The following is a 26,669-nucleotide window of genomic DNA, read 5'->3' on the forward strand; positions in this document are numbered from 1 at the left end:
TGTCGGCTGGGTTGTATAGACAGCGACCCATATACTGATTGGGTGTTTCCTGGGCCGCAAGCGGGACACCATTCTAACAAAGGTCTGATCGTATGGCTGAATTATCCGTTGCACACGACCCGTCGCCGACCGTCGTCACCTTCCCCGATTCCCCGTTCAAGCTGCACCAGCCATTCGAACCGGCCGGCGACCAGCCGAGCGCGATCGCAGGGCTGATCGAAGGCATCAACGACGGGCTCTCGTTCCAGACCCTGCTCGGCGTGACCGGCTCGGGTAAAACCTACACCATGGCCAATGTGATCGCGCGCGCCGGCCGTCCGGCGATCGTGTTCGCGCCGAACAAGACCCTGGCCGCGCAGCTGTACTCGGAGTTCCGCGAATTCTTCCCGCAAAACGCGGTCGAATATTTTGTGAGCTACTACGATTACTACCAGCCGGAAGCCTACGTGCCGCAGCGCGACCTGTTCATCGAAAAGGACTCGTCGATCAACGAGCATATCGAGCAGATGCGCCTGTCGTGCACCAAGTCGCTCATGGAGCGGCGCGACGTGGTCATCGTGGCCACCGTTTCGGCCATTTACGGTATCGGTAATCCGAGCGAATACCACCAGATGATCCTGACCCTGCGCGCCAAGGACAAGGTCGCGCAGCGCGACGTCATCGCGCGCCTGATCCAGATGCAGTACACGCGCAACGAAATCGACTTCGGGCGCGGCACCTTCCGCGTGCGCGGCGACACCATCGACATCTTCCCCGCCGAGCATGCCGAACTGGCGATCCGGGTCGAGATGTTCGATGACGAAATCGAGTCGCTGCAGCTGTTCGACCCGCTCACCGGACGCATACGCCAGAAGATCCCGCGCTTTACCGTCTATCCGGGTTCGCACTACGTCACGCCGCGCTCCACGGTGCTGCGCGCGATCGAGTCGATCAAGCTCGAACTGCGCGAACGGCTCGAGTACTTCCGCCAGGAGAACAAGCTGATCGAAGAGCAGCGGCTCGAACAGCGTACCCGCTTCGACCTCGAAATGATGGCCGAAATCGGCTTCACCAAGGGCATCGAGAATTACTCGCGCCACCTGTCGGGCGCGATGCCGGGCGACCCGCCGCCGACCCTGGTCGACTACCTGCCGAAAGACGCGCTGATGTTCCTCGACGAGTCGCACGTGCTGGTCGGGCAGCTCAACGCCATGTACAACGGCGACCGTTCGCGCAAGACCAACCTGGTCGACTATGGTTTCCGCCTGCCGTCGGCGCTCGACAACCGCCCGCTCAAGTTCGAGGAATTCGAGGGCAAGCTGCGCCAGACGATTTTTGTGTCGGCCACGCCGGCCGACTACGAGAAAACGCATTCCGACAATGTGGTCGAACAGGTGGTGCGCCCGACCGGCCTGGTGGACCCGCTGGTGATCGTCAAGCCGGCGCTGTCGCAGGTCGACGACCTGATGTCCGAAATCCAGGACCGCGTCAAGAAGGATGAACGGGTGCTGGTGACCACGCTCACCAAGCGCATGTCGGAGCAGCTGACCGAGTACCTGAGCGACCATGGCATCAAGGTGCGCTACCTGCACAGCGATATCGAGACGGTGGAACGGGTCGAGATCCTGCGCGACCTGCGCCTGGGTACCTTCGATGTGCTGGTCGGGATCAACCTGCTGCGCGAGGGCCTCGATTTGCCGGAAGTGTCGCTGGTGGCGATCCTGGACGCCGACAAGGAAGGCTTCCTGCGTTCCGAGCGCAGCCTGATCCAGACCATCGGGCGCGCGGCGCGCAACCTGAACGGGGTGGCGATCCTGTACGCCGACCGGATTACCGATTCCATGGAAAAGGCGATCGGCGAGACCGAACGCCGGCGCGCCAAGCAGATCGCCTACAACATCGAGCATGGCATCACCGCGGTCGGCATCAAGAAGCAGATCAAGGAGCTGATCGACGGCGTCTACAGCCCGCAGCAGGCGCGCGACACCCTCGACGCGGCCAAGGAGACCGCCAAGGTCGAGTCGATGAGCGAGAAGCAGATCGGCAAGGAGATCAAGCGTCTCGAAAAGCTGATGGTCGACCACGCGAAAAATCTGGAGTTCGAGAAGGCCGCGCAGGTGCGCGACCAGCTGCATATCCTCAAGCAGCAGGCGTTTGGCGCGCCAGGCACCGACAACGTGGTGTCGATCCTGGGCAAGTAAAAAACAGGCCGGACGGCGGAGCCCCCCGGCACCGCCGCCCGCCTTGCCGCCGCCTCCTCCTTCGCGCAGGAGACGGCACCGCCCCGCCTGTGGATTCAAGGCGAGCGGCGAGCACAACACCTCACAGCGACTTGATGAACTCGCGGATGCCTGCGAGGAACATCTCGACGGCCATCGCGCTCAAAATCAGTCCCATCAGGCGTTCAAAGGCGGTCATCACTTGCGGGCCGAGTTTTTCCTGCAGGCGCTCGGCGCTCAGGAACACGGCCAGCCAGACCAGCGCCACGGCCACCAGCGCGCCCACGTGAACGACGACTTCGACGGTCGAATTCGACGAAAACAACAGCACGGTCGCCAGCGCCGACGGTCCGGCAATGGCCGGAATGGCCAGCGGCACGATGAACGGCTCTCCCCCCTTTTCGGTATCGCCGAACATGCCGCCCGGCTGGGGAAAGACCATGCGCATGGCGATCAGGAACAGGATCACGCTGCCGCCGATGCGCAGCGAGATTTCGGACAGCTGCATGGCCGCCAGCAGATGGCGCCCGAAGAACATGAACAGCAGCAGCACGATGAAGGCGATCAGGCACTCGCGCACCACGACTTTCCAGCGCCGCTCGGCCGGCACGTTGGCCATGGCGCTGACGAACAGCGGGACGTTGCCGAACGGGTCGGTGACCAGGATCAGCAGGATGAAGGTTTGAATGAAAGTTTGAGTCATCCGACATGATAACTTGCCGCACGGCACATCACCAGTGTGATAAATGAGTGGCGAAAATCAGACAACAAACCATCCGCGCCGACCGGCCGCGATGTTGAACACGCTCCCCATGAAACGCCTGAAATGTACGCGCTGACATCGACGGAGGTTGCTGCCCGCCTGCCGTCGCCTGCGCAGTGTTTCTTGTTGACACGCTCAAAACCGAAGCATAGTGTTGCCTATAACAAAACAATAAAAGGAGATTCACCATGTCTGTTTTTCACTACCGAGCTTGCACATCACGGGGCCTGGCCAGCCTCGGCGCCGTGCTGCTCGCAGCTTGCGGCGGCGGTGGCAGCGCACCGGATCAGGTTTCCGCGTCGGCGCCCATTGCACCGCTCTCGGCGCCGCCTGTCGCGCCCGCTGGCGCGGTCGGCACGCAGGCGGCAAGGAGCGCCCGGCTCTCGCTCCAGCCTGCCAATCCGCTGACCCCGGCCCCGCCGCTGGGGCTGCCGGCGCCGATCGGTACCACCCTGACGACTTTGCAGCTGATTAACAAATCCACCTACCAGCAATACAACGTCCCGCTCACCTTCGGGCAAGTCTTTGCACCGGGAGCATTCCCTGCGACAAGCGGGCTGGCCGGTGCGTATGCCGGCGCCGCGCTGCCCTTGCAGGTCAACATCAAGGCCAGGCACCCGGATGGATCGGTACGTCACGCGATCATCACCGCAGTCCTGCCGCAGATGGCCGCGGGCCAGAACGGCACGCTGGCGCTGAACGCCGCCGCCGCGCCGCCGCCGGCCGCTGCGACCGGTCCGGAAGCCCTGCTGGCCAGCGGCTTCGACGCGGCCGTCAAGCTGACCCTGGCGGGCCAGTTGTACACCGCCTCGGCGGCGGAACTGCTGCGCAGCACCGCGTACCAGACCTGGCTGTCCGGCCCGATGGTCAACGAGTGGCAGGTGTCGGCGCCGTTCAAGTCGGCTGCCGGCGTGAACCATCCGCACCTGAGCGCGCGCTTCGCCATCCGCTCCTACAGCAGCAGCCCAAGTGGCAGGGGCAAGGTACGGGTCGACGTCACGGTCGAAAACAACTGGGCCTACGAGCCGGCTCCGAAAACCTTCATCTACGACGCCGAAGTGCTGATCAGAGGCAAGAGCATCTACAACATCGCCGCCCTGCAGCACTATCACCACGCGCGCTGGCGCAAGGTGTTCTGGCCCGAGCTCGAACCGTCGGTCCACATCAAGCACGACACGGCCTACCTGATCGCCTCCAAGGCGGTGCCGAACTACGACCAGAGCCTGACCGTGTCGCCGGACGCGCTGACCACCATGAAGACCAGCTGGGACGCGGCCAAGGCGGGCCCGATGGGCATGGCCATGGTCGACAAATACATGCCGGCGACGGGCGGCCGTCCGGATATCGGGCTGAACCACGCGTGGGGTGCGATGTACCTGCTCAGCATGGATGAGCGCGCCAAGGAAGTCACCGTCGGCTTGAGCGACCTGAGCGGCAGCTGGCCGATGCACTACCGCGACCGCAACACCGGCCAGCCGGTATCGATCGTCGAGTACCCCTACGTGCGCGACGTGCGCATCAGCAGCGACAGCTACAACCGGGCGCTCAACCGCTGGGAAGACATGCCGCAGTGCACGCCCGCCATCGAGTGCAAGACGCCATACACCCCCGACACGGCGCACCACCCATCGTTCTCTTACCTGCCTTACCTGGTCACCGGCGACACCTATCACCTCGACGAGCTGCACTTCTGGGCCAACTGGAACCTGATCAACCAGAACCCGGCCTACCGCAGGCACGCCAACGGCCTGGTCATGAGCCACCAGGTGCGTGGACAGGCGTGGGCATTGCGCTCGCTGACGCAGGCGGCCTACATCGCGCCGGACGAGCACCCGCTCAAGGGCTACTTCAACAGGATCGTCGACAATAACGTGGACTGGTACACCGCGACCTATGTCAGCGCCAACAGCAACCAGCTGGGCTTCCTCGACAACAGCGGCGGCAGCGCGGTAGTCTACGGCGGCCCGGGCGGCCCGAAAACCGGCATGGCGCCATGGCAGGACGATTTCTTCACGTCCAGCGTGGGCCAGGCGTACGAACTGGGCTTCACCAAGTCCAAGACGCTGCTCGACTGGAAAGCGCGCTTCCCGGTCGGCCGCATGACGGCGCCCGGCTATTGCTGGGTGGACGGCGCCGAGTACGCCCTGGCGGTGCGCGCCACTACGACGTCGCCGTACTTCACGACGTTCGGCCAAGCCTGGCAGGCGACCTTCCGCGCGGCGGACAATACCGACCTGGTCAACAGCACCGGCCAACGCTATGTGGACCAGCCGTGCGGCAGCCAGTTGCAGGCCGACTGGCGCACCCAGCGCGATCGCGACGAGAAACGGGCTCGTGCGCCATGGCTGGCCGGCGAGATGACGGGCTATGCCAGCTCGGCGGAAGGCTTCCCGGCCAACATGCAGCCGGCAGTGGCGATGGCGGCCGGCACCGGCATCCCGAACGCGCGCGCGGCGTGGGACGTGTTCGCCAGGCGCACGCTCAAGCCCGACTACACCAAGCGGCCGCAGTTCGCCATCGTGCCGCGCTAGTGTCCGGGGCCGGACCGCGGCCCCCGGCGCATAAGTCCTGCCAGCGGGTGCTCCACGGCGCACCCGCTGGTGCCGCCTCAACTGCAAAGCAGCGGCTGCGCAGTCGACCGGCGCAGCACCGTGCGCGCGACCTCGAACCGCCTGCCCCCCGGCGCCCGCATCACGTCTTGGGTCTGGCCGACGCTGATCGGGAGCGTCCGTCTTCCGTCTCGATGGTGAAAGGTTCGGTCCGACGCCGTGTGTGGCCGACCATGTCGATTTGAATACAAGTTTGGGACATTCGGCCTGATAAATTGCCGCCCAGGTCCCTGCGCCATTGTGCTGAATTCGTGGCGAAAATCAGACAATTGAACATAGTGTCGAGCCGTCGCGATTTTGAATACGCTCCCCATGAAACGCCTGAAATGTGCGCGCTAACATCGGCCGCGAGCACCCCCCGCCTGCCACCATCTTTGCAATGTTTCGTGTTGACAATTTCAACACAGCAGCATAATGTTGCCTTCAGTAAAACATTTAAAGGAGATTAACCGTGTCAAATATTCACTACCGCGCTTATACTTCACTGGGCGTGGCCAGCCTCGGTGCCGTGCTGCTCGCCGCTTGCGGCGGCGGTGGCAGCGCACCGGATCAGGTTTCCGCGGCGGCGCCCGCCGCAGCCCTCTCGGCCCCGCCTGTCGCTCTTGCGGGCGAAGTCGGCACCCAGGCGGAAAGCAGCGCCCGGCTCTCGCTCAAGCCGAGCAATCCGCTGACCCCGGCCCCGCCGCTGGGACTGCCGGCGCCGATCGGAACCACCCTGACGACTTTGCAGCTGATTAACAAATCCATCTACCAGCAATACAACCTTCCGCTCACCTTCGGGCAAGTCTTTGCACCGGGAGCGTTTCCCGCTGGAAGCGGCCTGGTGGGTGTTTACGCTGGCGCCCAGCTACCCTTGCAGGTCAACATCAAGGCCAGGCACCCGGATGGATCGGTGCGTCACGCCGTCATCACCGCGATCTTGCCGCAGATGGCCGCGGGCCAGAACGGCACGCTGGCGCTGAACGCCGCCGCCGCCCCGCCGCCGGTCGCTGCGACCGGTCCGGAAGCCCTGCTGGCCAGCGGCTTCGACTCGACCGTCAAGCTGACCCTGGCGGGCCAGTTGTACACCGCCTCGGCGGCGGAACTGCTGCGCAGCACCGCATACCAGACCTGGCTGTCCGGCCCGATGGTCAACGAGTGGCAGGTCTCGGCGCCGTTCAAGTCGGCTGCCGGCGTGAACCATCCGCACCTGAGCGCGCGCTTCGCCATCCGCTCCTACCGTTCCAGCAGCGATGCCCGGGGCAAGGTACGGGTCGACGTCACGGTCGAAAACAACTGGGCCTACGAGCCGGCCCCGAAAACCTTTACCTACGATGCCGAAGTGCTGATCAGAGGCAAAAGCATCTACAACATCGCCGCCCTGCAGCACTATCACCACGCGCGCTGGCGCAAGGTGTTCTGGCCCGAGCTCGAACCGTCGGTCCACATCAAGCACGACACGGCCTACCTGATCGCCTCCAAGGCCGTGCCGAACTACGACCAGAGCCTGACCATTTCGCCGACCGCGCTCACCAACATGAAAACCACCTGGGACGCGGCCAAGCCGGCCCCGATGGGCATGGCCATGGTCGACAAATACATGCCCGCGACGGGAGGCCGTCCGGATATCGGGCTGAACCACGCGTGGGGTGCGATGTACCTGCTCAGCATGGATGAGCGCGCCAAGGAAGTCACCGTCGGCTTGAGCGACCTGAGCGGCAGCTGGCCGATGCACTACCGCGACCGCAACACCGGCCAGCCGGTATCGATCGTCGAGTACCCGTACGTGCGCGACGTGCGCATCAGCAGCGACAGCTACAACCGGGCGCTCAACCGCTGGGAAGACATGCCGCAGTGCACTCCCGCCATCGAGTGCAAGACGCCATACACTCCCGAGACGGCGCACCACCCATCGTTCTCCTACCTGCCTTACCTGGTCACCGGCGACACCTATCACCTCGACGAGCTGCACTTCTGGGCCAACTGGAACCTGATCAACCAGAACCCGGGCTACCGCAAGCACGCCACCGGCTTGGTCAAGAGCCACCAGGTACGCGGGCAGGCGTGGGCATTGCGCTCGCTGACGCAGGCGGCCTACATCGCGCCGGACGATCACCCGCTCAAGGGCTACTTCAACAAGATCGTCGACAATAACGTGGACTGGTTCACCGCGACCTACGTCACCGCCAACAGCAACCAGCTGGGCTTCATCGACAACAGCGGCTTTGCCGCGGTGGCCTACACCGGTCCGGGCGGCCCGAAAACCGGCATGTCGCCATGGCAGGACGATTTCTTCACGTCCAGCATAGGCCAGGCGTACGAACTGGGCTTCACCAAGTCCAAGACGCTGCTCGACTGGAAAGCGCGCTTCCCGGTCGGCCGCCTGACGGCGCCAGGCTATTGCTGGGTGGACGGCGCGGTGTACGCCCTGTCGGTGCGCGCCACCGAGACGTCGCCGTATTTCACCACCTTCGGCCAAGCCTGGCAGGCAACCTTCCGCGCGGCGGACAATACCGACCTGGTCAACAGCACCGGCAAACGCTATGTGGACCAGCCGTGCGCCAGCCAGTTGCAGGCCAACTGGCGTACCCAGCTCGAAATCGACAGGAAATCGGGCCGCACGCCATGGCTGGCAGGCGAGATGACCGGCTATGCCAGCTCGCAGGAAGGCTTCCCGGCGAACATGCAGCCAGCGGTGGCGATGGCGGCCAGCACCGGCATCCCGAACGCGCGCGCGGCATGGGATGTGTTCGCCAAGCGCACGATCAAGCCCGACTATAGCCAGCGGCCGCAGTTCGCGATCGTGCCGCGTTAATGTCCGGGGCCGCAAGCTGGCCCCAGACAGATAAGTAATACCCCAGCCGCCGGGCAGGCCCCGGCGGCTGGGGCCGTCTCAACTGGCGGGTACCTGCCCCGCACGCGACTCGCGCAGTACCGTGAGCGCGACCTCGAACTGCTTCCCACCCTGCGTCACCATCACATCATAGGTCTGGCCGACGTTGAAGCTCCCCTCTTCCGCGGCCGGGAGCCTGTCCACTGACGCCATTGCATCGCCAGGCATGGCGGTGGCCCTGGGTACCGGCCAGATGCGCCATCCTCTCCTGTTTTGCTCGGCGGCCCTGGTTTGCACGATGCTTATATGGATGTGCGCGGTGTGAGGATTGGGGCCGGTGTACCTGCGCGCGCGAAATCCATAGCGGCGCGACCAGATGGTCCTGTTGAAAATGACGTAATTGGTGGAAGGATGCCGCAGTGCGGCACGCACCACGGCCATCGGCGTGATACCGTCCTTGTCGATGTCGATCGCATTGACGGAATTGCGCCCGTTGGGGTTGTGGTCACTCGGGCGATTACAGTGACTCTGATCGCCAATGGAGCCGTCGGAGCGCTTGTCGCGGCGCGGCCAGCGCCGGTTGATCTCGGCACGCAAGCGCACCAGCGACGGCGCAACATGCCAGGGCCGGTTACTGCAATCCCCGGCTACCCGTATTTCGCGGGAACCGCGGTCATCGGCGACGTCCGTCTCGCTACCGGCCACCTCGAGGGCGCCCGCCTCTTCCGCGCTGAGCTCTTCGCCGATGAACTCATCGGGGGTGTCGTCCTCCCTCTCGATGGTGAAGTCGTTGCGTCTGGCGTTGTCGCTTTCCAGTTCGGCGATATCGGCGTCAAGGGCGCCATCGGCCTCGTCGGCTTCGGTGGGGTCGTCCTCGCTGGGGCCGGTGTCCTGGTCGGCCATCCCGGTGGTGTCGGCACCAACCAGGCGGGCCTGGTCGCCTTCGCCGATCCGGATCGGGCGCAGCATTGCGCCGCCGGGGCCGTCGGTGTGTACCCGCAGAGTTGCCGCCGCTTGTGTCCAATCATGAGCTCGTTTGAATGACCGATTACCTCGGAAACTTAAAAAAACGCGGCGCAAGATTTCCCGCGCAGGTGTGGCCGCAATGAAAAACGGCGGGAGGACCGTTCGATCTTCCCGCCGCGCGGCGTCAAACAAATTGCCCGCTGTGCCTCAGCATGAGCTTACGGCCTGCGCAACCGTGGCCAGATTCCCCAGCGTGTCCGGCTCTGCTCGGCAGTCCGCCGAGGAATGATGCTGATGTGAATGCGCGTCCTGTAAGCTTGAAAGCCGCCTTTCAGCCTGAATGGACGGAAATTACGCGAGCGTAACCAGATGACCCCGTTGAAGATGATGTAATTGCAGGAGGGATGGCGGATGGCGGCACGCACAATGACCAGCACGCGCACACCGTCCTTGTCGATGTCGCACGCATTGACGGAACCACGGCTGTTGGGGTAGTGGTCTCCCCGGCTCGACGGGAGAATGGTACGGTCGCCTGTCCTGTCGCGGCGCGGCCAGCGCCGGTTGACCTCGAACAGCAAACGTCCGAGGCAAGGGGCAAGATACCAACGCCGGCGTTCCCTGCCGATTTCGCCTTGCGGCCCCTCATCGGCACCGGGTTCATCGGGGGCGAAATCGGCGATCGCCCCTTCAGGACCGGTATCCTCCTGCTCGAGGGCGGCTATTTCCTCGGGCGTAAGCTCGTCGCCCACGAGTTGCTCCGGATCCTGCTCTCCAATGTCATCGGGGCCGTTTTGAAGGTTGGTATCCTGCAGGTCGTCAATCCGGTCCGGGTCCGGCGTTTCGTTAATGGTAGTCATCATCAACTCCTCGTTGTGAAGGGATCTTCGTCTTCGACTGTACGGAGTTTGGGACCGCTCGCCTAGCGGCAGAGTCGCCACGCCTTGTGTCCGATCATGAGCTCGCCACAATGACCGACAGGTGCGGAAACTTAAAAAACCGGCCGCAAGATTTCCGGCGCAAGCTGTAGCCGCAATGAAAAACGGCGGGAGGATCTCTCGATCCTCCCGCCGTTGCAAGCTGCAGCGTCAGTCTTATGCCGGCTTGTCGAACTTCTTCATCCATGCCGACAACTGGTGCGGACGCAGGCCGTCGTAATCTTCGAACGGCTGGTGAATCCACGGATTGTGCGGCAAGTCCTCCAGGAAGTAATCCGGACGGATCGAGGACGTGCCCTTGACCCAGATCACCGCCGATTTGACTTCGGTCACGCCGGTGAAATTCTCGCTCAGGTGACGCGTGACCTTGTCGAGCGTGACGCCCGAATCGGCCAGGTCGTCGACCAGCAAGATCTTGCCGGCCAGCGGGCCCTTGGTCATCGTCATGTACTTGGCGATATCCAGGTCGCCGCGCACGGTACCCGCTTCTTCGCGGTACGAGCTGGTCGACAGGATCGCCAGCGGCACATCGAAAATGCGCGAGAACACGTCGCCCGGACGCACGCCGCCGCGCGCCAGGCACAATACCTGGTCGAACTTCCAGCCCGATTCGTAGACCTTGAGCGCCAGGCGCTCGATCAGGCGGTGGTACTCGTCCCAGGACACCCAGAGGTCGTTCTCGGTCGATGGAGGGGTCGTCATGATGATTCCTATAGCTTGTTGTTATTCGAACGGATGGCGCAGGACGATCGTTTCAACGCGGTCGGGACCGGTGGAAACCATATCGACCGGCACGCCGACCAGTTCTTCGATGCGCTTGATGTAGGCGCGCGCGGTGGCAGGCAGCTCGGCCAGCGACTTGGCGCCGACGGTGCTTTCTTTCCAGCCCGGCATCTCTTCATACACAGGCACGCAGCGCGCCGCATCTTCCGCGCCGACCGGGAAGATGTCGACATCGCGGCCATCGACCTTGTAGCCGGTGCACAGCTTGAGCGTTTCCAGGCCGTCGAGCACGTCGAGCTTGGTCAGGCACATGCCGGAGACGCCATTGATCTGGACCGAGCGGCGCAGCAGCGCGGCATCGAACCAGCCGCAGCGGCGCGCACGGCCGGTGACGGTGCCGAATTCATGGCCCACCGACGACAGGTGGTGGCCCACGCCGGCGTCCGTCGGCAGCTCCGACGGGAACGGGCCGGAGCCGACGCGCGTGGTGTACGCCTTGGTGATGCCCAGGATGTAGTGCAGCATGTTGGGACCGACGCCAGCGCCGGCGGCGGCATTGCCGGCCACGCAGTTCGACGAGGTCACGTACGGATAGGTGCCGTGGTCGACGTCGAGCAGCGAGCCCTGGGCGCCTTCGAACAGCAGGTTGCCGCCGGCCTTGTGCGCCGCGTACAGCTGCGAGGAGACGTCGCCGACCATCGGTTTCAAGCGTGGCACCAGGGCCATCGCGTCGTCGAAGGTCTTCTGGAAGTCGACCGCGTCGGCTTTCAGGTAATTGGTCAGCACGAAGTTATGGTAGTCGAGGTTTTCGCGCAGTTTTTCGGCGAAGCGCTCTTCGTTGAGCATGTCGGCGATACGGATCGCGCGGCGTGCCACTTTGTCTTCGTAGGCCGGGCCGATGCCCTTGCCGGTGGTGCCGATCTTGTTGGCGCCGCGCGCCACTTCACGCGCCACGTCGATGGCGACGTGGTACGGCAGGATCGCCGGGCACGCCTCGGAAATCTTCAGGCGCGACACCACTTCCACGCCGATGGCCTGGAGCTTGTCGATTTCGCGCATCACGTCGGGAACCGACACCACCACGCCATTGCCGATGTAGCAGGCCACGCCTTCGCGCATGATGCCCGACGGGATCAGCTGCAAGGCGGTCTTCTGACCTTTGATGACCAGGGTATGGCCGGCATTATGGCCACCCTGGAAGCGAACCACGCCCTGCGCGTTATCGGTCAGCCAATCGACGATCTTGCCCTTGCCTTCATCGCCCCACTGGGTGCCGATGACAACGACGTTCTTTGCCACGTTTTTCTTTGACATCACACTTAGCCTAAGTTTTTGAGAATCCAGTTACTGTTTTCGAGGACAAGTACGCGATCGCACTCGAACTCGTCCTGCTCATTGTCGTGACCCGGCAAACTCTGGATCACGACCTCGCCTGCTTTGCGCAGTTGAGCGATTTTTTCACGCAGCTCGGGGGCATTGCCCCACGGAGCCCGGATCGAATGTTTGCGCTCGGCGGTCGGCAAGAGCCGCGCCAGTTCGCGCAAATCGAGCGAAAAGCCGGTCGCGGGCCTGGCCCGGCCGAATGCTTCGCCCACATGGTCGTAACGGCCGCCGCGCGCCACCGCGTTCGGCAGGCCGGGCACGTACAGCGCGAACATCGCGCCGCTTTCGTATTGGTAGCCGCGCAGGTCGGCCAGGTCGATCGCCACGTCGGCGCGGCCCAGGGCCGATCCGGCCAGCGCGGCCAGTTCGGCCAGCGCGCGCGTGATGCCCGGCAGCGCCGGCAAGACGTCGCGCGCACGCGCCAGCACGTCGATGTCGCCGTACAGGCCGGGCAAGGCCAGCAGCGCGGCGCGGGTGGCCGGCGCATACGATGCGCTGATCGCGTCCAGGCCCGGGGTGTCCTTGGCGCGCAGCAGCGTGTACAGGGCCGCTTCATCTTTTTGCGCCGCGCCGTCGCCGGCCAGCAGCGCGCGCAGCACGCCCACGTGCGACAGGTCCAGGCGCACCTGGTCGGCCCCGAAGCCGGCCAGGGCCAGCGAGGCCAGCGCCAGTTCCTGCACTTCGGCGTCCGCTTCCAGGCCGGCGTGGCCATAGATTTCGGCGCCGATCTGCAAGGGTTCGCGCGTCGCGTGCAGGCCGCTCGGGCGCGTATGCAGCACGCTGCCGGCGTAGCACAGGCGGGTGACGGAATCGCGGTTGAGCAGGTGGGCATCGATGCGCGCGACCTGGGTGGTCATGTCGGCGCGCAGGCCGAGCATGCGGCCCGACATCGGGTCGACCAGCTTGAAGCTGCGCAGTTCGGTGTCCTGGCCGGCGCCGGTCAGCAGCGACTCGACGTATTCCAGCAAGGGCGGCATGACCAGCTCGTAACCGTAGGAACGGAAGTTATCGAGCATCAGGCGGCGCAGCTCTTCGGTCTTGCGCGCTTCGGACGGCAGGACGTCGGCGATATTTTCAGGCAGGAGCCAGTTCGGCATGGGCAACGGGAGATAGTTAAAAATCGGACAATATGGCGCGCACGGTCGTGCTAAATGTAGCGCCGAATCAGCGATTTTACAGGAAAATGGTTTAAGGGAGCCAACAAATGTGCGGGAGGGAGTTGTGAGCTTGTTACGTGCACGTCGCTGCCGGGACTACTGCCCTGTCGTTCTCACCACGACAGCGTCTCGAGCACGCTGGATAACGGTTGGCAGCGCAGGGCCGCTTTACGAACCTCGCTCAAAAGCAAACGGGCGGGCCTGCAACGCAGACCCGCCCATTGTTCATCCAGCCGCCCGTGCTTACTTCTTGGCGGCGGCAGGCGCCGCAGCCCCGCCCGGACTACGGAAATACTTGAAGAACTCCGAATTCGAATCGAGCACCATCACGTCGCCATGGCTCTTGAAGGTCGCGCGGTACGCTTCCAGCGAGCGATAGAACTTGTAGAACTCCGGGTTCTTGCCGAACGCTTCGGCGTAAATCTGCGATGCCTTGGCGTCGCCGTCACCCTTGATCTTCTCGGCGTCGCGGAACGCTTCGGCCAGCATCACGGTGCGCTGGCGATCGGCGTCGGCACGGATCTTTTCCGATTCGGCCGAACCGGTCGAACGCAGCTCGTTGGCCACGCGCAGGCGCTCGGCCTTCATGCGGTCGTACACCGAGGCGTTGATCTGCTCGACGTAATCGACGCGTTTCAGGCGCACGTCGACGATCTGCACGCCGATCTGCTTGGCTTCGGCTTCGACCTTGCGGTGGATCGCTTCCATCACGCTGCCGCGCTGGCCGGAAATGACGTCGCGCACCGTGCGCTTGGTGATTTCATCGTTCAGCGCCGCCTTGACGATCTGGTCCATGCGGGCGCGCGCGCTTTTCTCGCTGCCGCTGAAACTGACGTAGTACAGGCGCGGATCCATGATCCGCCACTTGACGAAGGTATCGACCAGGATGTTCTTCTTCTCCGACGTGATGAAGCGGTCGGCGTTGGGCGTATCGAGCGTCAGGATGCGCTTGTCGAGGTAGATCACGTTTTGCAGCGGCGGCGGCAGCTTGAAGTGCAGACCAGGCTCGCTGATCACTTCCTTGATTTCGCCGAACGCGAACACCACGGCGAAGTTGCGCTGGTCGACCACGAACACGGTCGACGACAGCAGCATCAGCGCGACGAAGCCGGCGACAAGAATGGAAACTAAGCGGTTCATTAGCGGATCTCCCGATCACGTGAGGATTCGCGGCTGCGGTTGTCGCGCTGGCGCACCTGTTCGAGCGGCTGCAGCACCTCTGCCGGCAGCGGCAGCGGCGCGGCCTGCACCGGCCCGGACTTGGCGCCGATGGCGGCGTCGTTGGCGGCAGTCTGCGAAATCAGTTTATCGAGCGGCAGGTACAGCAGGTTGCTGCCGGACTTGGCGTCAACCATGACCTTGCTGGCACTGGTGAAAATCTGCTGCATGGTGTCGAGGTACATGCGGTCGCGGGTAATCGCAGGCGCCTTCTGGTACTCGGTCATCACTTGCGAGAAGCGGGCCGCGTTACCGGTGGCGTTTTCGGTGACCATCGAGCGGTAGGCTTCGGCTTCCTGCATCAGGCGGAACGCGTTGCCGCGCGCGCGCGGCACCACGTCGTTGGCATACGCCTGGCCTTCGTTCTTGGCCCGTTCGCGGTCCTGGCCAGCCTTGACGGCATCGTCGAAAGCGCCCTGCACCTGCTCCGGCGGCTGCACCACCTGCATGGTGACGTTGTTGACCTGCGCGCCCAGGGCATAGCGGTCGATGATCTTCTGCATCAGCAGCTGGGTGTCGAGGGCGACCTTTTCGCGGCCCTCGTAGAGCACGAAGTCCATCTTGCTCTTGCCGACGATTTCGCGCATCGACGTCTCGGCGACCATGCGCACGGTGTCGTCGGTGTCGTAATTGTTGAACAGCCAGGCCTTCGGATCCTTGAGCGTGTACTGCACCGCGAACTGGATCTCGATGATGTTCTCGTCATCGGTGAGCATCAGCGCTTCTTGCGGATTCTTGGCGCGCACGGTGCCGCTGGTACCGATTTCGACGGTACGCAGGTTCGAGACGTTGACCTTTTCGTGGGTCTGGAACGGATACGGCATGCGCCAGTTCAGGCCCGGACCGGTGGTGCGCGCGTATTTGCCGAAGGTCGAGACGATCCCGACCTGGCCTTCGAGCACGCTGAAGACGCCGCTGGCGAGCCAGATGAAGGCCACCACCGCCGCGGCCGCGCCGACCGTGATGCCGGCGCCCTTCATGTCGGGGCGGTAACCGCCACCGCCCGTATCGCCGCCGCCCGGCCCCTTGGGACCGAACAGGCGATTGAGGCGCTGGTTGAAGTCGCGCCACATCTGGTCGAGATCGGGCGGGCCGTCACCGGGACGTTTGCTGTCCTGCAGCAGGACAGTGGGCGGCGGCCGGATGCCGACGCGTTTGAGTAATGAAGCAAGCATGCTATCGAGGTCCGACAATGGTGGAGGTTAGAATTTCGGCCGGTTGCGCGTCCTGCGCCTGGTCCGCATGGTCTGCGTCATCAGCATCGTCGGGGTCGGACGCATCGTCTGCGTCGTCGCCCTCGGGCGCGTCAACCGGTTCGGCATCGTCCTGCTCTTCAAAAAGGTGGCTGCGTGCCGGCGCGGCCCTGGCCGCTTCGACCACGGCCTCGCGCAGCAGATCCAGGCCGGCGCCGGTGTGGGCGCTGATGAAGACGCGCGCAATATTGCCCGCCTCATCGCGCTCGACCGCAGGCTCCAGGCCCGCGGCATCGATCTTGTTCCACACCAGGATTTGCGGAATATGATCGGCGCCGATTTCCTTGAGCACCAGGTTGACCTGTTCGATCTGCTCCATGCGCACCGGGCTGGCGCCGTCGACGACGTGCAGCAGCAGGTCGGCGTGGATGGTTTCTTCCAGGGTGGCGCGAAATGCCGCCACCAGCTGGTGCGGCAGTTCGCGCACGAAACCGACCGTGTCGGACATGACCACGTTGCCCACTTCCTCGCCCAGGTAGACGCGGCGCGAGGTCGTATCCAAGGTGGCGAACAACTGGTTGGCGACGTACACGCCGGCCTTGGTCAGCGCGTTGAACAGGGTCGACTTGCCGGCATTGGTGTAGCCGACCAGCGAGACCGAAAAGGTATGGCTGCGCCCGCGCGAACGGCGCTGGGTTTCGTGCTGCTTGCGCAGCTTGGCCAGGCGCGCGCGCAGGGCCTTGACGCGTTCGCCGATCAGGCGGCGGTCGGTCTCGAGCTGGGTTTCACCCGGACCGCGCAGGCCGATACCGCCCTTTTGCCGTTCGAGGTGAGTCCAGCCGCGGATCAGGCGCGTGGCCAGATGCTGCAGCTGCGCCAGTTCGACCTGCAGCTTGCCCTCGTGGCTCTTGGCGCGCTGCGCGAAGATGTCGAGGATCAGGCTGGTGCGGTCGAGGACGCGGATATTCAGGCGTTTTTCCAGATTGCGCTGTTGGGCCGGAGACAGGGCGTGATTGAAAATCACGATCTCGATGTTCTGGTCCACGCAGGCCAGGCCGATTTCGTCGGCCTTGCCGCTGCCGACAAAGTAGGCAGCGTCCGGACTGGAACGCTTGGCGGTGATGGTGGTGATCGGGTCGGCGCCTGCCGAACGGGCGAGCAGGGACAGCTCTTCCACGCTCGCGTTGAAGTCGCCAGCGCCGAAATCGATGCCGACTAGTGCTGCGCGCATAGGCCTCCCTGCAGGGCCAGGCGACCCGGGGTGGCGACGCCCATGGCCTTACTCAGCTTCGGAATCAAGATTGAGATTAACCGCGCGTGCTGGAACAACGGTGGAGATTGCATGCTTGTAGACCATCTGGGTCACCGTGTTACGCAGCAAGACCACGTACTGGTCGAAGGACTCGATGTGGCCCTGAAGTTTGATCCCGTTGACCAGGTAGATCGAGACGGGAACATGCTCTTTGCGCAAGGCATTGAGGAATGGGTCTTGTAACAGTTGCCCTTTGTTGCTCATAACAGCTCCGTGATGTTGTTGTAGTAAAGAATTGGAGGCGACTCGCTGGTTTTTCAAGTGCCGGGACCATCATTGTTGTGAGGTGAATGATGTCCCTGAGTTACTGTAACCTGTTTTGCAATTGTCTGTCGGACGTGCGCACCTACTTGGACGTGCGCGCGAACGGGTTTTTACCCACGCGCAGCTCGATCCGCAGCGGCGTACCTACCAGATTGAAGGTGTCGCGGAAATGCTTCTCGAGGTAGCGCTTGTACGGCTCGCCGATGGCGTCGAGCGAATTGCCGTGGATGACGATAATCGGCGGATTCTGCCCGCCCTGGTGCGCATAGCGCATTTTAGGACGGATCGAGCCCTTGCGGCGCGGTTCCTGCTTCTCGACCGCTTCGATCAGCGCGCGCGTCAGGCGCGGCGTCGACAGGTCGGCGGTGGCGGCGGCGTAGGCCGAGTCGACCGACTTCATCATCGGCGCGATGCCTTGCGCCTTCAGGGCCGAAATGAAGTGCGTCTTGGCGAACGAGAGGAAATCGAGCTTGCGGTCGATGTCGATCTTGATTTCGTCGCGCTCGTCGGTGCGCAGGCCATCCCACTTGTTGACGGCCACCACCAGCGCGCGGCCCGATTCCAGGATGAAGCCGGCGATGTGCGCGTCCTGCTCCGAAATGTCTTGCTGGGCGTCGAGCAGCAGGATGACGACATGCGCTTCCGAAATCGACTGCAGGGTTTTCACGACCGAAAACTTCTCGATCGCTTCGAACACCTTGCCGCGGCGGCGGATACCGGCCGTGTCGATCAGGGTGTAGTTCTTGCCGTCGCGCTCGAACGGGACTTCGATCGAGTCGCGCGTGGTGCCCGGCATGTCGAAGGCGATCACGCGCTCTTCGCCGATCAGGGTGTTTACCAGGGTGGACTTGCCCACGTTCGGACGGCCGACGATGGCGATCTTGATGCCGCGCGCGGCCGGTTCCAGTTCTTCCTGGTCGTCCGGACGCTGGGCGAAGGCTTCGTTGAGCGCTTCCTCGACCAGGTCGGTCACGCCGTCGCCGTGGGCGGCCGAAATGACGTACGGGTCGCCCATGCCGAGTTCGTAGAAGTCGGCCACGACGGAGCTGTACTTCATGCCCTCGCCCTTGTTGACGACCAGCATTACCTTGCGGCCCGACTTGCGCAGGAAGTCGGTGATGGTCTTGTCGTGCGGCGTGAGGCCCTGGCGGCCATCGACGATGAAGACGACCACGTCCGCTTCGGCGACCGCCTGCTTGGTCTGCAGGGCCATCTGGAACATGATGCCTTCCTTGGCGACCGGCTCGAAGCCGCCCGTGTCGATGACGAGGAAGGGGCGTTCACCGACCCGGCCTTCGCCGTAGTGACGATCGCGCGTCAGGCCAGGCAAGTCGGCCACGAGCGCGTCGCGCGAGCGGGTGAGGCGATTGAAGAGTGTCGATTTCCCGACGTTGGGGCGACCAACTAATGCGATTACCGGCTTCATGGTGTTTTTATTCGACCGCGATGGCGGTCACTGTCCCAGATTGTGTTTGAAAGATCAGGTTTGAACCGGCCACCATCGGTGGCGCCGTGATGGCGCTCCCGTCGGTGGCGGCGCGCGCCAGAAAGGAACCATCTTCCCGTGACAGGAAGTGGATGAAACCCTGGTAGTCGCCGACCGCCACCGTGCGCGAATACGACACGGGGGTGGACAGGCGGCGATAACTCAATTTGTCGTTTTTCCAGGCGCTCACGCCGCCTTCGCGGTTAAAGGCCGAGACGGCGCCCTTGTCGTCGACGGCGAACACGAAGCGCTGGTCGACCGTCACGCCGACGTCGGACGAGAGTTCCTTGGTCCAGCGCGCGGCGCCCGTGGCGATGTCGAAGCAGCCCACGCGGCCCTGGTAGGACGCGGCGCACACTTCCTGGTCGATCACGACCGGGGTGCCGCCGATGTCGGTGACCCTTTCGAGTTCGGTCGCGCCGCGCGCTTCGCCGACCGCCACTTCCCAGCGGGCGGCGCCCGTGGCCAGGTTCAGCGACAGCAGCTTGCCGCCCGGCTGGGCGATGATGACTTCCTTGCCGACCACCACCATGCCCGGCGCATTGCGCAGGGTCAGCGGCGGCGAGACGCGCTGCACGGTCCATCTTTTCTCGCCCGTCCTGGCGTCGAGGCCGACGATGCGGTTGTCGACCGAGCGCACCACCACCACGCCCTCGCCGATCACGGGGCTCGACAGCACTTCGCTGGAAGCCTGGGCCTTCCACAGCAGCTTGCCTTCGAGGTCGTAGGCCAGCACGCCGCCCTTGGCGCCGCCGAAGACCAGCATGTTGCCGTCGGTACCGACGCCGGCGGTCAGGCCGGTGTCGGCCTTGATGCGCCACAGCTGCTTGCCGCTGGCCGCGTCGACCCGCGCGATGGCGCCGTCGGCGCCGGCCACCACCAGCGACTGGTTGACCAGCGCCGGCGCGAAGACATAATCCTCGGCCTTGCCGATATCGAGCTTCCAGGCGGTGCGCACGGCCATCGTGCCCTTGAGCTCGACCAGCGGCGCGGGCACGTTGCCCTTGGATTTGGAGGCGAAAGGATTAAGCGAACTCAGGGTGGAGCAGCCGGCCATCAGGGCCAGCACACTCACACCGATAAGTTTCTGGGTAATACGCATAGTCATTGACCTTGTTCTGGGTAACTTGTTGATGCGGATCTAAGAAACCGCTCAGGCGGCCGCTTTGGTCTCGGGCACGCTGCCGCCGATGGCTTCGAGCTTGAGCTGGACCACGGCGCGGCCCGGATGCTTGTCGTCCATCGTGGCCAGCGCGGCCAGGTAGGCGCTGCGCGCTTCGGCGATCTTGTTCTGCGCTACCAGGATATCGCCCTTGCGGTCGGCCACGGCGCCGCTGAACTGCGGCAGGAAGCTGGTGCCCAGCAGTTTCAAGCCTTCATCGTAGGCTTTCTCGTCGAGCAGCACGCCGGACAGGCGCAGCTTGGCGATCGACTTGTACTCGTCGTTGCCATTGTCGACGACCCATTGCAGGTGGGCCTTGGCCGCCTTCAGGTCGTTGGCGTCGAACGCGCTCTTGGCGGCGGTCAGCGCCGTCATGGACGCGTAGGCGCTCTTGGCGTACTTGGTGCGCACGTCGCCGGCGATGCGCTGCACCTTGGCGTTGTCCTTGGCGGCGGCCGCGGTTTGCATCTGCGTGTACAGGCCCGACGCTTCAGCGGCGTTGACGCGCTCCTGGCGCTTCCACCAGGTGTAGCCCGAGTAGGAACCGGCGGCGAGGATCAGCAACACCATCAGCATGGTGCCGTACTTGTTCCAGAAGGCCTGCATCGCGGCCAGTTGTTCTTGTTCTTCGAGATCGTATGCCATGTCATTCTCAACGTAGTTAAATACTGATTAATCGGGTAGAGCGGGGTGCCGCCTTGCGCTTAGTGATGGTAGTGCACGTGCTCGTGGTCGTGGTCATGCTCGTGGGCGCCGATGATCTGGTTGACCAGGTAGTCGACCACATCGTCGAACGGCACGCTGGCCTGCTGCTCGCCTTCGGCGCCGCGCATCGACTTGACCGCCGCCGTGCGCTTGGCGATTTCATCGTCGCCCAGGATCACGGCGAAGGCCGCGCCGCTGCCGTCGGCTTTTTTCATCTGGCTCTTGAAGCTGCCGGGACCGCTCGCAGCGGCGCAATGTAACACAACATCCAGCCCGGCATCACGGATGCGCTCGGCCAGCACGAAGGCTTGCATGCGCGCTTCCTCGCCCTGGTGCACCATATAGACATCGCATTCGGACGGATCGTTCGGTTCTCCCGCCTCTTTCATCAGCTCCACCAGGCGCTCGATGCCCATGGCGAAACCGACGGCCGGGGTCGGCTTGCCGCCGAAGCTTTCGATCAGCGGATCGTAGCGTCCGCCCGCGCACACGGTGCCTTGCGAGCCGAGCTTGTCGGTGACCCACTCGAACACGCTGCGGTTGTAGTAGTCGAGCCCGCGCACCAGGCGCGGGTTGACGGTGTACTGGATATTGTTGTGGTCCAGGATGCGCTTGAGGCCTTCAAAGTGCACCACCGACTCGCCTTCGAGGTAGTCGAGCAGCTTCGGCGCATTGTTCACCAGGTCCTGCATGGCGGGGTTCTTGGTGTCGAGGATGCGCAGCGGATTGGCGTGCAGGCGGCGCCTGGCTTCGTCGTCGAGCAGCGCGGCGTTCGCTTCGAAATAGGTGATCAGGTCGGCGCGGTGGCGCTGGCGCTCGGCCGCGTCGCCGATCGAATTGATTTCCAGGCGAATGCCTTCCAGGCCCAGGTCGTCCCACAGGCGGCGGCACAGCAGGATCAGCTCGGCGTCGATATCCGGACCGGCAAAGCCGACCGCTTCGGCGCCGACCTGGAAGAACTGGCGGTAGCGGCCGCGCTGCGGACGCTCGTGGCGGAACATGGGACCGGCGTACCAGACGCGGCGCGGGCCATCGTAGACAAGATTGTGCTCGATGACCGCGCGCACCACGCCGGCCGTGCCTTCAGGGCGCAGGGTCAGTTCGTCGTCGTTCATGGAATCCTTGAACGAATACATTTCCTTTTCGACGATGTCGGTCACCGCGCCGATGGCGCGCTTGAACAGCGCCGTGTCTTCGACGATCGGGGTGACGATCTTTTGATAGCCGTAGCTTTTCAGGACCGAGTGCACGGTGTTTTCAAACAATTCCCACAGCGGCGCGTCGGCCGGCAGGATATCGTTCATGCCTTTGACGGCCGTGATCTTCGTTGCTTTTTCTTTTTTATTTTCAGACATGATCTATTAATTGCTTACCGTAAGTGGTTTGTACGTAATTCAGGACAATCGCCTGGAATTCTTCAACAATCTTGTCGCCGCGCAGGGTGACGGTTTTCTTGCCATCGACGAACACCGGCGCGGCGGGCGATTCGCCCGTGCCAGGCAGGCTGATGCCGATGTTGGCGTGCTTCGATTCGCCCGGACCGTTGACGATGCAGCCCATCACGGCCACGTTCATGCCTTCCACGCCCGGATACGACTTTTTCCATTCAGGCATCTGCTCGCGCAGGTAGGTCTGGATGTTGTCGGCCAATTCCTGGAAGGTGGTCGAGGTGGTGCGCCCGCAACCCGGGCAGGCGATGACCATCGGCGCGAACTTGCGCAGTCCCATGGTCTGCAGGATTTCCTGCGCCACGATCACTTCGCGCGTGCGATCGCCCCCCGGTTCGGGCGTGAGCGAAATACGGATGGTGTCGCCGATGCCTTCCTGCAGCAGCACCGACAGCGCGGCGGTCGACGCCACGATGCCCTTGCTGCCCATGCCCGCTTCGGTCAGGCCCAGGTGCAGCGGATAGTCGCAGCGGCGCGCCAGTGCGCGGTACACCGCGATCAGGTCCTGCACGCCCGAGACCTTGCACGAGAGGATGATCTGGTCGCGTCCGAGGCCGATTTCCTCGGCGCGCACGGCGTTTTCGATGGCCGAGGTGACCAGCGCCTCGTACATCACCGCCTGCGCGCTCCATGGCTCGGCGCGCTGGGCGTTCTCGTCCATGATGCGCGCCAGCAGCGACTGGTCCAGGCTACCCCAGTTGACGCCGATGCGCACCGGCTTGTTGTACATGATGGCCGCTTCGATCATCTGGGCGAACTGGCTGTCGCGCTTGGCGCCCTGCCCCACGTTGCCCGGATTGATGCGGTACTTCGACAGCGCGCGCGCGCACTCGGGGAAGTCGCGCAGCAAGGTGTGGCCGTTGTAATGGAAGTCGCCCACCAGCGGCACGTCGATTTCCATCTTGTCGAGCTGTTCGCGGATCAAGGGCACGGCTGCGGCGGCCTCGGGCTTGTCGACCGTGATGCGCACCATTTCGGAGCCGGCACGGGCCAGTTCCTTGACCTGGATCGCGGTGCCGATCACGTCGGCCGTGTCGGTGTTGGTCATCGACTGCACCACCACGGGCGCGTCGCCGCCGACCCAGATTTTGCGCTCGCCGTGCGCGACCAGCACGCGCCGGCTGCTGCGCCGCGCGAGCGGGCCGGAAGGGATCACCAGATTCGAAAAAGACATGAACAAAGACCTATTACTTGAGGTTGACTCTGGCGACGCGGCCATTGGTGGACGGCATGGCCACCGCATCGCCGCGCAGGGTGGCGCTCACGCCATCGGGCTTGCCGACGATCAGGGTGACCGGTTCGCCGACTTCGACCGTTTCGACGGTGCCTGCCTTGAGCAGGCGCGACAGTAATGGCGCACCCTTGGCACGCCGTACTTCGACCCAGGAATCGGCGCGCACGTTCAGCACCAGGGTGTTCGATCCGGGCGGCGCGGCCGGGGTGGTCGCGGCCGGGGTGGCGGCTGCTGTGGCGACCGGCGCGGTAGCCGGGGGCAGTACCGACACCAGCGGCGGCGACGGTGCGATGACCGGCTTGCGCTCGTCCGGCTTGACCAGGGTCGTTTCCAGCGGCGCGGTGAGCGCTTTGTCGGCCACCACCGGCGCCGGCAGCACCGTCACGCTCGCTTGCGAACCGGAGGCAGCGGCCGGCGCGGTAGCCGACGTGCCGGCCGGGGCGCTGCTTGAGAGCAGCGCCGACGGCACCAGGCCGAAATGCCAGGCCCCGGCAGCGGCGGCCACCACCAGCACGGCCGCGCCGATCAGGCCCAGCGGCAGGCTGGAGCGCTTGCCGTTGGTCGGAAAACGCACTTCGGAAAAGGTGGCGGGCTTGTCGCGCCGCACGGTGCGGCTGCCCGGCTCAGCCAGTTCCGGGGTGTCGAGCGAAATCATGGCTACCAGCGGCGCCGCGTCGAGCTTGACGACCTTGGCGTAGGCGCGCACGAAACCGCGCACCACGGCCGGTCCCGGCAGGTTGGCGTAGTCGCCCGCTTCCAGCGCGGTGACCTGGCGCACCGCCATTTTCAGCTGGTCGGCGACTTGCTCCACCGTCCAGCCCATCGCTTCACGCTGGGCGGCCAGGGTCTTGCCCGGCAAACCATGGTTCGCTGCGGCGTTCGCCCCTGCGTTCGCCCCCGCGTTCGCGCCCGCTGCTGGTTGTTCTGCCCGCTCTGAACTCATCGTCGTTCCTGTCTCACTCATCAAATGCACCGCGCTGGAAGGCTGCGAATTCGGGCGAGCCGGGATGACGCCGGCGCAGCTGGGTCACCAGGCTCGTCTCCGAATCCTTGTTGCCCAGCTTGCGCTCGACGCGGACCGCCAGCCACAGCACATCGGCGGGCAAGGCTTCCGGTTTCGCGACCGCTTTCACGCGGTTGATATAATTACCGGCGCGCACGTAGTCGCGCCGCTCGTAGTAGACCCGCGCCAGACCGGCATTGATCGGCATCAGGTCGGGCTCGAAACGCAGGGCGTCGAGCAGGTAGCGCTCGGCCGCGTCGAAATTTTTCTGCCTGATGGCGCATCCGCCCGCATTCACCATGGCCTTGACCGGCGACTGGTAGCGGGGGTTTTTCAGGGCAATGTCGAACTGGGCCATCGCCGCCGCGTAGCGCTCGGTCTGGCACAGGAAGGAGCCATAATTGTTGTTCAGGTCGGGATTGAGCGGCGCCAGGCGCATCGCGCGCTGGTAATTCTCTTCGGCCAGCACCATCTCGCCCATGCTGGTGTAGATCAGCGCGCGCACGCTGTAGGCGTCGGCGATCTCGGGATCGATGGCGATGGCCTGCTTGATCTCGTCGAGGGCAACCGTGTAATTGCCTTCCTGGTAGTAACCGATGGCCAGCTGCATGCGGATCGACGCGCGCTTGTCCTTGCTGGTCTGGTCCGAACTGGTTTTCAGTTCCGTCTTGCTGCCCTGCAGGCCGATGGCGCTGGCGGTATCGTTGCGGGTGCTGGTGGTGCTCACGCAGGCCGACAGCGCCACGCCGGCGGCGAGCAGCGCCAGCAGGCGGCGCAAGGGACGGGACGATTGCCGCGGCAGGCGCGCGCTCAAGAAGCAATCTCCACGATGCGCCCGAAGTCGGCGCCAAATTTCTTTTGATATTCAGCCATTTTTTCCATGCGCTCCTGTACGCGGGTACGGTCTTGCACTTCGCCGGCCAGCTGGCCGCAGGCGGCGTCGATATCGTCGCCGCGTGTTTTCCGAATCGTGGTCACGATGCCGGCATCCATCAGCACCTGGGCGAACGCCTTGATGCGCGGATTCTTCGAGCGCAACAAGCCAGACTCAGGGAAAGGATTGAACGGAATCAGGTTGAATTTGCACGAGACGCCGAGCGCCGGGTCCAACACCAGCGCCACCAGCTCGCGCGCGTGCTCGTCGCTGTCGTTGACGCCGTCGAGCATGCAGTATTCGAAGGTGATGAAGTCGCGCGGGGCGAATTCGAGGTAGCGGCGGCAGGCGGCCATCAGCTCGCGCAACGGGTATTTTTTGTTCAGCGGAATCAGGCCGTCGCGCAGCGCATCGTTCGACGCGTGCAGGGAGACGGCCAGCGCCACCGGCACTTCCTGCGACAGCTTGTCCATCATCGGCACCACGCCCGAGGTCGACAGGGTCACGCGGCGGCGCGACAGGCCGTAGGCGTTATCGTCGAGCATGAGCTTGAGGGCGGTGACGGTCGGCTCGAAATTGAGCAGGGGCTCGCCCATGCCCATCATGACCACGTTGGTGATCTGGCGCTCGCCCTTGGGACCGGGTTCGATGCCCTTGGTGCGGCGCAGCTCGAATTCGGCCATCCACAGCTGGCCGATGATCTCGGCCACGGTCAGGTTGCGGTTGAAGCCCTGCTTGCCGGTGGAACAGAACCGGCAATTCACGGCGCAGCCGGCCTGGGTGGAAATGCACAGGGTGCCGCGGTTTTCTTCCGGGATGAACACGGTTTCGACCGCGTTGCCATTGCCTACGTCGACCAGCCACTTGCGCGTGCCATCAAGCGAGGTGTGGTCGCTGATCACGGCCGGGGCGCGGATTTCCGCGCGCGTGGCCAGCTTGTCGCGCAGCGACTTGGCCAGGTCGGTCATGGTGTCGAACTCGCTGGCGCCGAACTGGTGAATCCAGCGCTGCAGCTGTTTGGCACGAAACGGCTTCTCACCCAAGTCGGCGCAGTAAGCGACGAGTTGCGCGGGATCGAAGTCCAGCAGGTTGGTGAGAGTCGTCATATGTATTCTTTATTAAGTCAGGACAAAGTTGTTTCAAAAGCATGCCTCAACAGCGTCCCGCCTGCCCGGCGAACCGGACAAGCGGTGTGATGCAGGTCAAACAGTCACGGATGACTGA

General features: G+C 64.1%; 21 protein-coding genes. 3 read left to right on the forward strand and 18 right to left on the reverse strand.

From position 1 onward, the window contains the following. The first annotated feature begins 92 nt into the window (after positions 1-92). On the forward strand, positions 93-2,180 hold the full coding sequence (uvrB, locus tag RBA41_RS13810; RefSeq protein WP_306624549.1) for an excinuclease ABC subunit UvrB: 2,088 nt from the start codon (positions 93-95) through the stop codon (positions 2,178-2,180). A 121-nt stretch (positions 2,181-2,301) separates the two neighbouring features. Here uvrB and RBA41_RS13815 read toward each other — a convergent pair whose 3' ends face one another. Further along, positions 2,302-2,901 (reverse strand): MarC family protein, encoded by a 600-nt coding sequence (locus tag RBA41_RS13815; RefSeq protein WP_306624550.1) that lies wholly within the window; start codon positions 2,899-2,901, stop codon positions 2,302-2,304. A 248-nt stretch (positions 2,902-3,149) separates the two neighbouring features. Between RBA41_RS13815 and RBA41_RS13820 the strand changes: the two genes are divergently transcribed. After that, the gene (locus RBA41_RS13820; protein WP_306624552.1) at positions 3,150-5,492 is read left to right on the forward strand and encodes a hypothetical protein; all 2,343 of its coding nucleotides are present in this window, start codon (positions 3,150-3,152) and stop codon (positions 5,490-5,492) included. A 529-nt stretch (positions 5,493-6,021) separates the two neighbouring features. After that, complete coding sequence (locus tag RBA41_RS13825; RefSeq protein ID WP_306624554.1) at positions 6,022-8,364, forward strand: hypothetical protein; 2,343 nt, start codon at positions 6,022-6,024, stop codon at positions 8,362-8,364. Positions 8,365-8,442: 78 nt separating this feature from the next. Here RBA41_RS13825 and RBA41_RS13830 read toward each other — a convergent pair whose 3' ends face one another. The 17 genes from RBA41_RS13830 to rlmN all read right to left on the reverse strand — a co-directional run bounded on the left by RBA41_RS13830 (position 8,443) and on the right by rlmN (position 26,551). Continuing rightward, positions 8,443-9,351, reverse strand: a complete 909-nt coding sequence (locus RBA41_RS13830; protein ID WP_306624556.1) for a hypothetical protein — start codon at positions 9,349-9,351, stop codon at positions 8,443-8,445. Positions 9,352-9,566: 215 nt separating this feature from the next. After that, positions 9,567-10,205, reverse strand: a complete 639-nt coding sequence (locus tag RBA41_RS13835; RefSeq protein WP_306624558.1) for a hypothetical protein — start codon at positions 10,203-10,205, stop codon at positions 9,567-9,569. Positions 10,206-10,439: 234 nt separating this feature from the next. Continuing rightward, positions 10,440-10,985: a phosphoribosyltransferase gene (locus RBA41_RS13840; protein WP_306624560.1), complete on the reverse strand. Its 546-nt coding sequence runs from the start codon at positions 10,983-10,985 to the stop codon at positions 10,440-10,442. A gap of 21 nt (positions 10,986-11,006) precedes the next feature. After that, a complete protein-coding gene (locus RBA41_RS13845; protein WP_099876395.1) occupies positions 11,007-12,320 on the reverse strand; it encodes an adenylosuccinate synthase in 1,314 nt (437 codons plus the stop codon). Between the two features lie 5 nt (positions 12,321-12,325). Further along, a complete protein-coding gene (locus tag RBA41_RS13850; RefSeq protein ID WP_306624562.1) occupies positions 12,326-13,486 on the reverse strand; it encodes an ATP phosphoribosyltransferase regulatory subunit in 1,161 nt (386 codons plus the stop codon). A gap of 303 nt (positions 13,487-13,789) precedes the next feature. Then, positions 13,790-14,686: a protease modulator HflC gene (gene hflC / locus RBA41_RS13855; protein WP_306624564.1), complete on the reverse strand. Its 897-nt coding sequence runs from the start codon at positions 14,684-14,686 to the stop codon at positions 13,790-13,792. Next, positions 14,686-15,939, reverse strand: a complete 1,254-nt coding sequence (hflK, locus tag RBA41_RS13860) for an FtsH protease activity modulator HflK (RefSeq protein ID WP_306624566.1) — start codon at positions 15,937-15,939, stop codon at positions 14,686-14,688. Before hflK ends, hflC begins: the two co-directional genes overlap by 1 nt. A 1-nt stretch (position 15,940) precedes the next feature. Then, positions 15,941-17,188, reverse strand: a complete 1,248-nt coding sequence (gene hflX, locus RBA41_RS13865; RefSeq protein ID WP_306624568.1) for a GTPase HflX — start codon at positions 17,186-17,188, stop codon at positions 15,941-15,943. A gap of 48 nt (positions 17,189-17,236) precedes the next feature. Further along, positions 17,237-17,473: an RNA chaperone Hfq gene (gene hfq / locus RBA41_RS13870; RefSeq protein ID WP_026354376.1), complete on the reverse strand. Its 237-nt coding sequence runs from the start codon at positions 17,471-17,473 to the stop codon at positions 17,237-17,239. Between the two features lie 142 nt (positions 17,474-17,615). Then, the gene (gene der / locus RBA41_RS13875; protein ID WP_099876389.1) at positions 17,616-18,959 is read right to left on the reverse strand and encodes a ribosome biogenesis GTPase Der; all 1,344 of its coding nucleotides are present in this window, start codon (positions 18,957-18,959) and stop codon (positions 17,616-17,618) included. A gap of 7 nt (positions 18,960-18,966) precedes the next feature. Next, positions 18,967-20,121 carry an outer membrane protein assembly factor BamB gene (bamB, locus tag RBA41_RS13880; RefSeq protein WP_306624654.1) on the reverse strand — a complete coding sequence of 385 codons (1,155 nt, stop codon included), beginning with the start codon at positions 20,119-20,121 and terminating at the stop codon, positions 18,967-18,969. A 51-nt stretch (positions 20,122-20,172) separates the two neighbouring features. After that, positions 20,173-20,826, reverse strand: a complete 654-nt coding sequence (locus RBA41_RS13885) for a YfgM family protein (RefSeq protein ID WP_306624573.1) — start codon at positions 20,824-20,826, stop codon at positions 20,173-20,175. A gap of 59 nt (positions 20,827-20,885) precedes the next feature. Continuing rightward, complete coding sequence (hisS, locus tag RBA41_RS13890; RefSeq protein ID WP_306624575.1) at positions 20,886-22,241, reverse strand: histidine--tRNA ligase; 1,356 nt, start codon at positions 22,239-22,241, stop codon at positions 20,886-20,888. Beyond that, entirely contained in the window at positions 22,234-23,508 is a 1,275-nt protein-coding gene (gene ispG / locus RBA41_RS13895) for a flavodoxin-dependent (E)-4-hydroxy-3-methylbut-2-enyl-diphosphate synthase (protein ID WP_306624576.1), read from the reverse strand. The genes hisS and ispG overlap by 8 nt, the downstream gene beginning before the upstream one ends. Positions 23,509-23,521: 13 nt before the next feature. Continuing rightward, the gene (locus tag RBA41_RS13900; protein ID WP_306624577.1) at positions 23,522-24,511 is read right to left on the reverse strand and encodes a helix-turn-helix domain-containing protein; all 990 of its coding nucleotides are present in this window, start codon (positions 24,509-24,511) and stop codon (positions 23,522-23,524) included. A gap of 13 nt (positions 24,512-24,524) precedes the next feature. Next, a complete protein-coding gene (gene pilW, locus RBA41_RS13905; protein WP_306624578.1) occupies positions 24,525-25,385 on the reverse strand; it encodes a type IV pilus biogenesis/stability protein PilW in 861 nt (286 codons plus the stop codon). Beyond that, the gene (gene rlmN / locus RBA41_RS13910; RefSeq protein ID WP_306624580.1) at positions 25,382-26,551 is read right to left on the reverse strand and encodes a dual-specificity RNA methyltransferase RlmN; all 1,170 of its coding nucleotides are present in this window, start codon (positions 26,549-26,551) and stop codon (positions 25,382-25,384) included. Before rlmN ends, pilW begins: the two co-directional genes overlap by 4 nt. Positions 26,552-26,669: the final 118 nt, after the last annotated feature.

Origin of the sequence: Massilia scottii (assembly GCF_030846495.1) — a bacterium.
GTDB lineage: Bacteria > Pseudomonadota > Gammaproteobacteria > Burkholderiales > Burkholderiaceae_D > Telluria_A > Telluria_A violaceinigra.

Excerpts from the sequence above, each read along its gene's own strand:
- uvrB (WP_306624549.1), top strand. The coding sequence starts at position 93 with ATGGCTGAATTATCCGTTGCACACGACCCGTCGCCGACCGTCGTCACC.
- RBA41_RS13815 (WP_306624550.1), bottom strand. The coding sequence starts at position 2,901 with ATGACTCAAACTTTCATTCAAACCTTCATCCTGCTGATCCTGGTCACC.
- RBA41_RS13820 (WP_306624552.1), top strand. The coding sequence starts at position 3,150 with ATGTCTGTTTTTCACTACCGAGCTTGCACATCACGGGGCCTGGCCAGC.
- RBA41_RS13830 (WP_306624556.1), bottom strand. The coding sequence starts at position 9,351 with ATGCTGCGCCCGATCCGGATCGGCGAAGGCGACCAGGCCCGCCTGGTT.
- RBA41_RS13835 (WP_306624558.1), bottom strand. The coding sequence starts at position 10,205 with ATGACTACCATTAACGAAACGCCGGACCCGGACCGGATTGACGACCTG.
- RBA41_RS13840 (WP_306624560.1), bottom strand. The coding sequence starts at position 10,985 with ATGACGACCCCTCCATCGACCGAGAACGACCTCTGGGTGTCCTGGGAC.
- RBA41_RS13845 (WP_099876395.1), bottom strand. The coding sequence starts at position 12,320 with ATGTCAAAGAAAAACGTGGCAAAGAACGTCGTTGTCATCGGCACCCAG.
- RBA41_RS13850 (WP_306624562.1), bottom strand. The coding sequence starts at position 13,486 with ATGCCGAACTGGCTCCTGCCTGAAAATATCGCCGACGTCCTGCCGTCC.
- hflC (WP_306624564.1), bottom strand. The coding sequence starts at position 14,686 with ATGAACCGCTTAGTTTCCATTCTTGTCGCCGGCTTCGTCGCGCTGATG.
- hflK (WP_306624566.1), bottom strand. The coding sequence starts at position 15,939 with ATGCTTGCTTCATTACTCAAACGCGTCGGCATCCGGCCGCCGCCCACT.
- hflX (WP_306624568.1), bottom strand. The coding sequence starts at position 17,188 with ATGCGCGCAGCACTAGTCGGCATCGATTTCGGCGCTGGCGACTTCAAC.
- hfq (WP_026354376.1), bottom strand. The coding sequence starts at position 17,473 with ATGAGCAACAAAGGGCAACTGTTACAAGACCCATTCCTCAATGCCTTG.
- der (WP_099876389.1), bottom strand. The coding sequence starts at position 18,959 with ATGAAGCCGGTAATCGCATTAGTTGGTCGCCCCAACGTCGGGAAATCG.
- bamB (WP_306624654.1), bottom strand. The coding sequence starts at position 20,121 with ATGCGTATTACCCAGAAACTTATCGGTGTGAGTGTGCTGGCCCTGATG.
- RBA41_RS13885 (WP_306624573.1), bottom strand. The coding sequence starts at position 20,826 with ATGGCATACGATCTCGAAGAACAAGAACAACTGGCCGCGATGCAGGCC.
- hisS (WP_306624575.1), bottom strand. The coding sequence starts at position 22,241 with ATGTCTGAAAATAAAAAAGAAAAAGCAACGAAGATCACGGCCGTCAAA.
- ispG (WP_306624576.1), bottom strand. The coding sequence starts at position 23,508 with ATGTCTTTTTCGAATCTGGTGATCCCTTCCGGCCCGCTCGCGCGGCGC.
- RBA41_RS13900 (WP_306624577.1), bottom strand. The coding sequence starts at position 24,511 with ATGAGTTCAGAGCGGGCAGAACAACCAGCAGCGGGCGCGAACGCGGGG.
- rlmN (WP_306624580.1), bottom strand. The coding sequence starts at position 26,551 with ATGACGACTCTCACCAACCTGCTGGACTTCGATCCCGCGCAACTCGTC.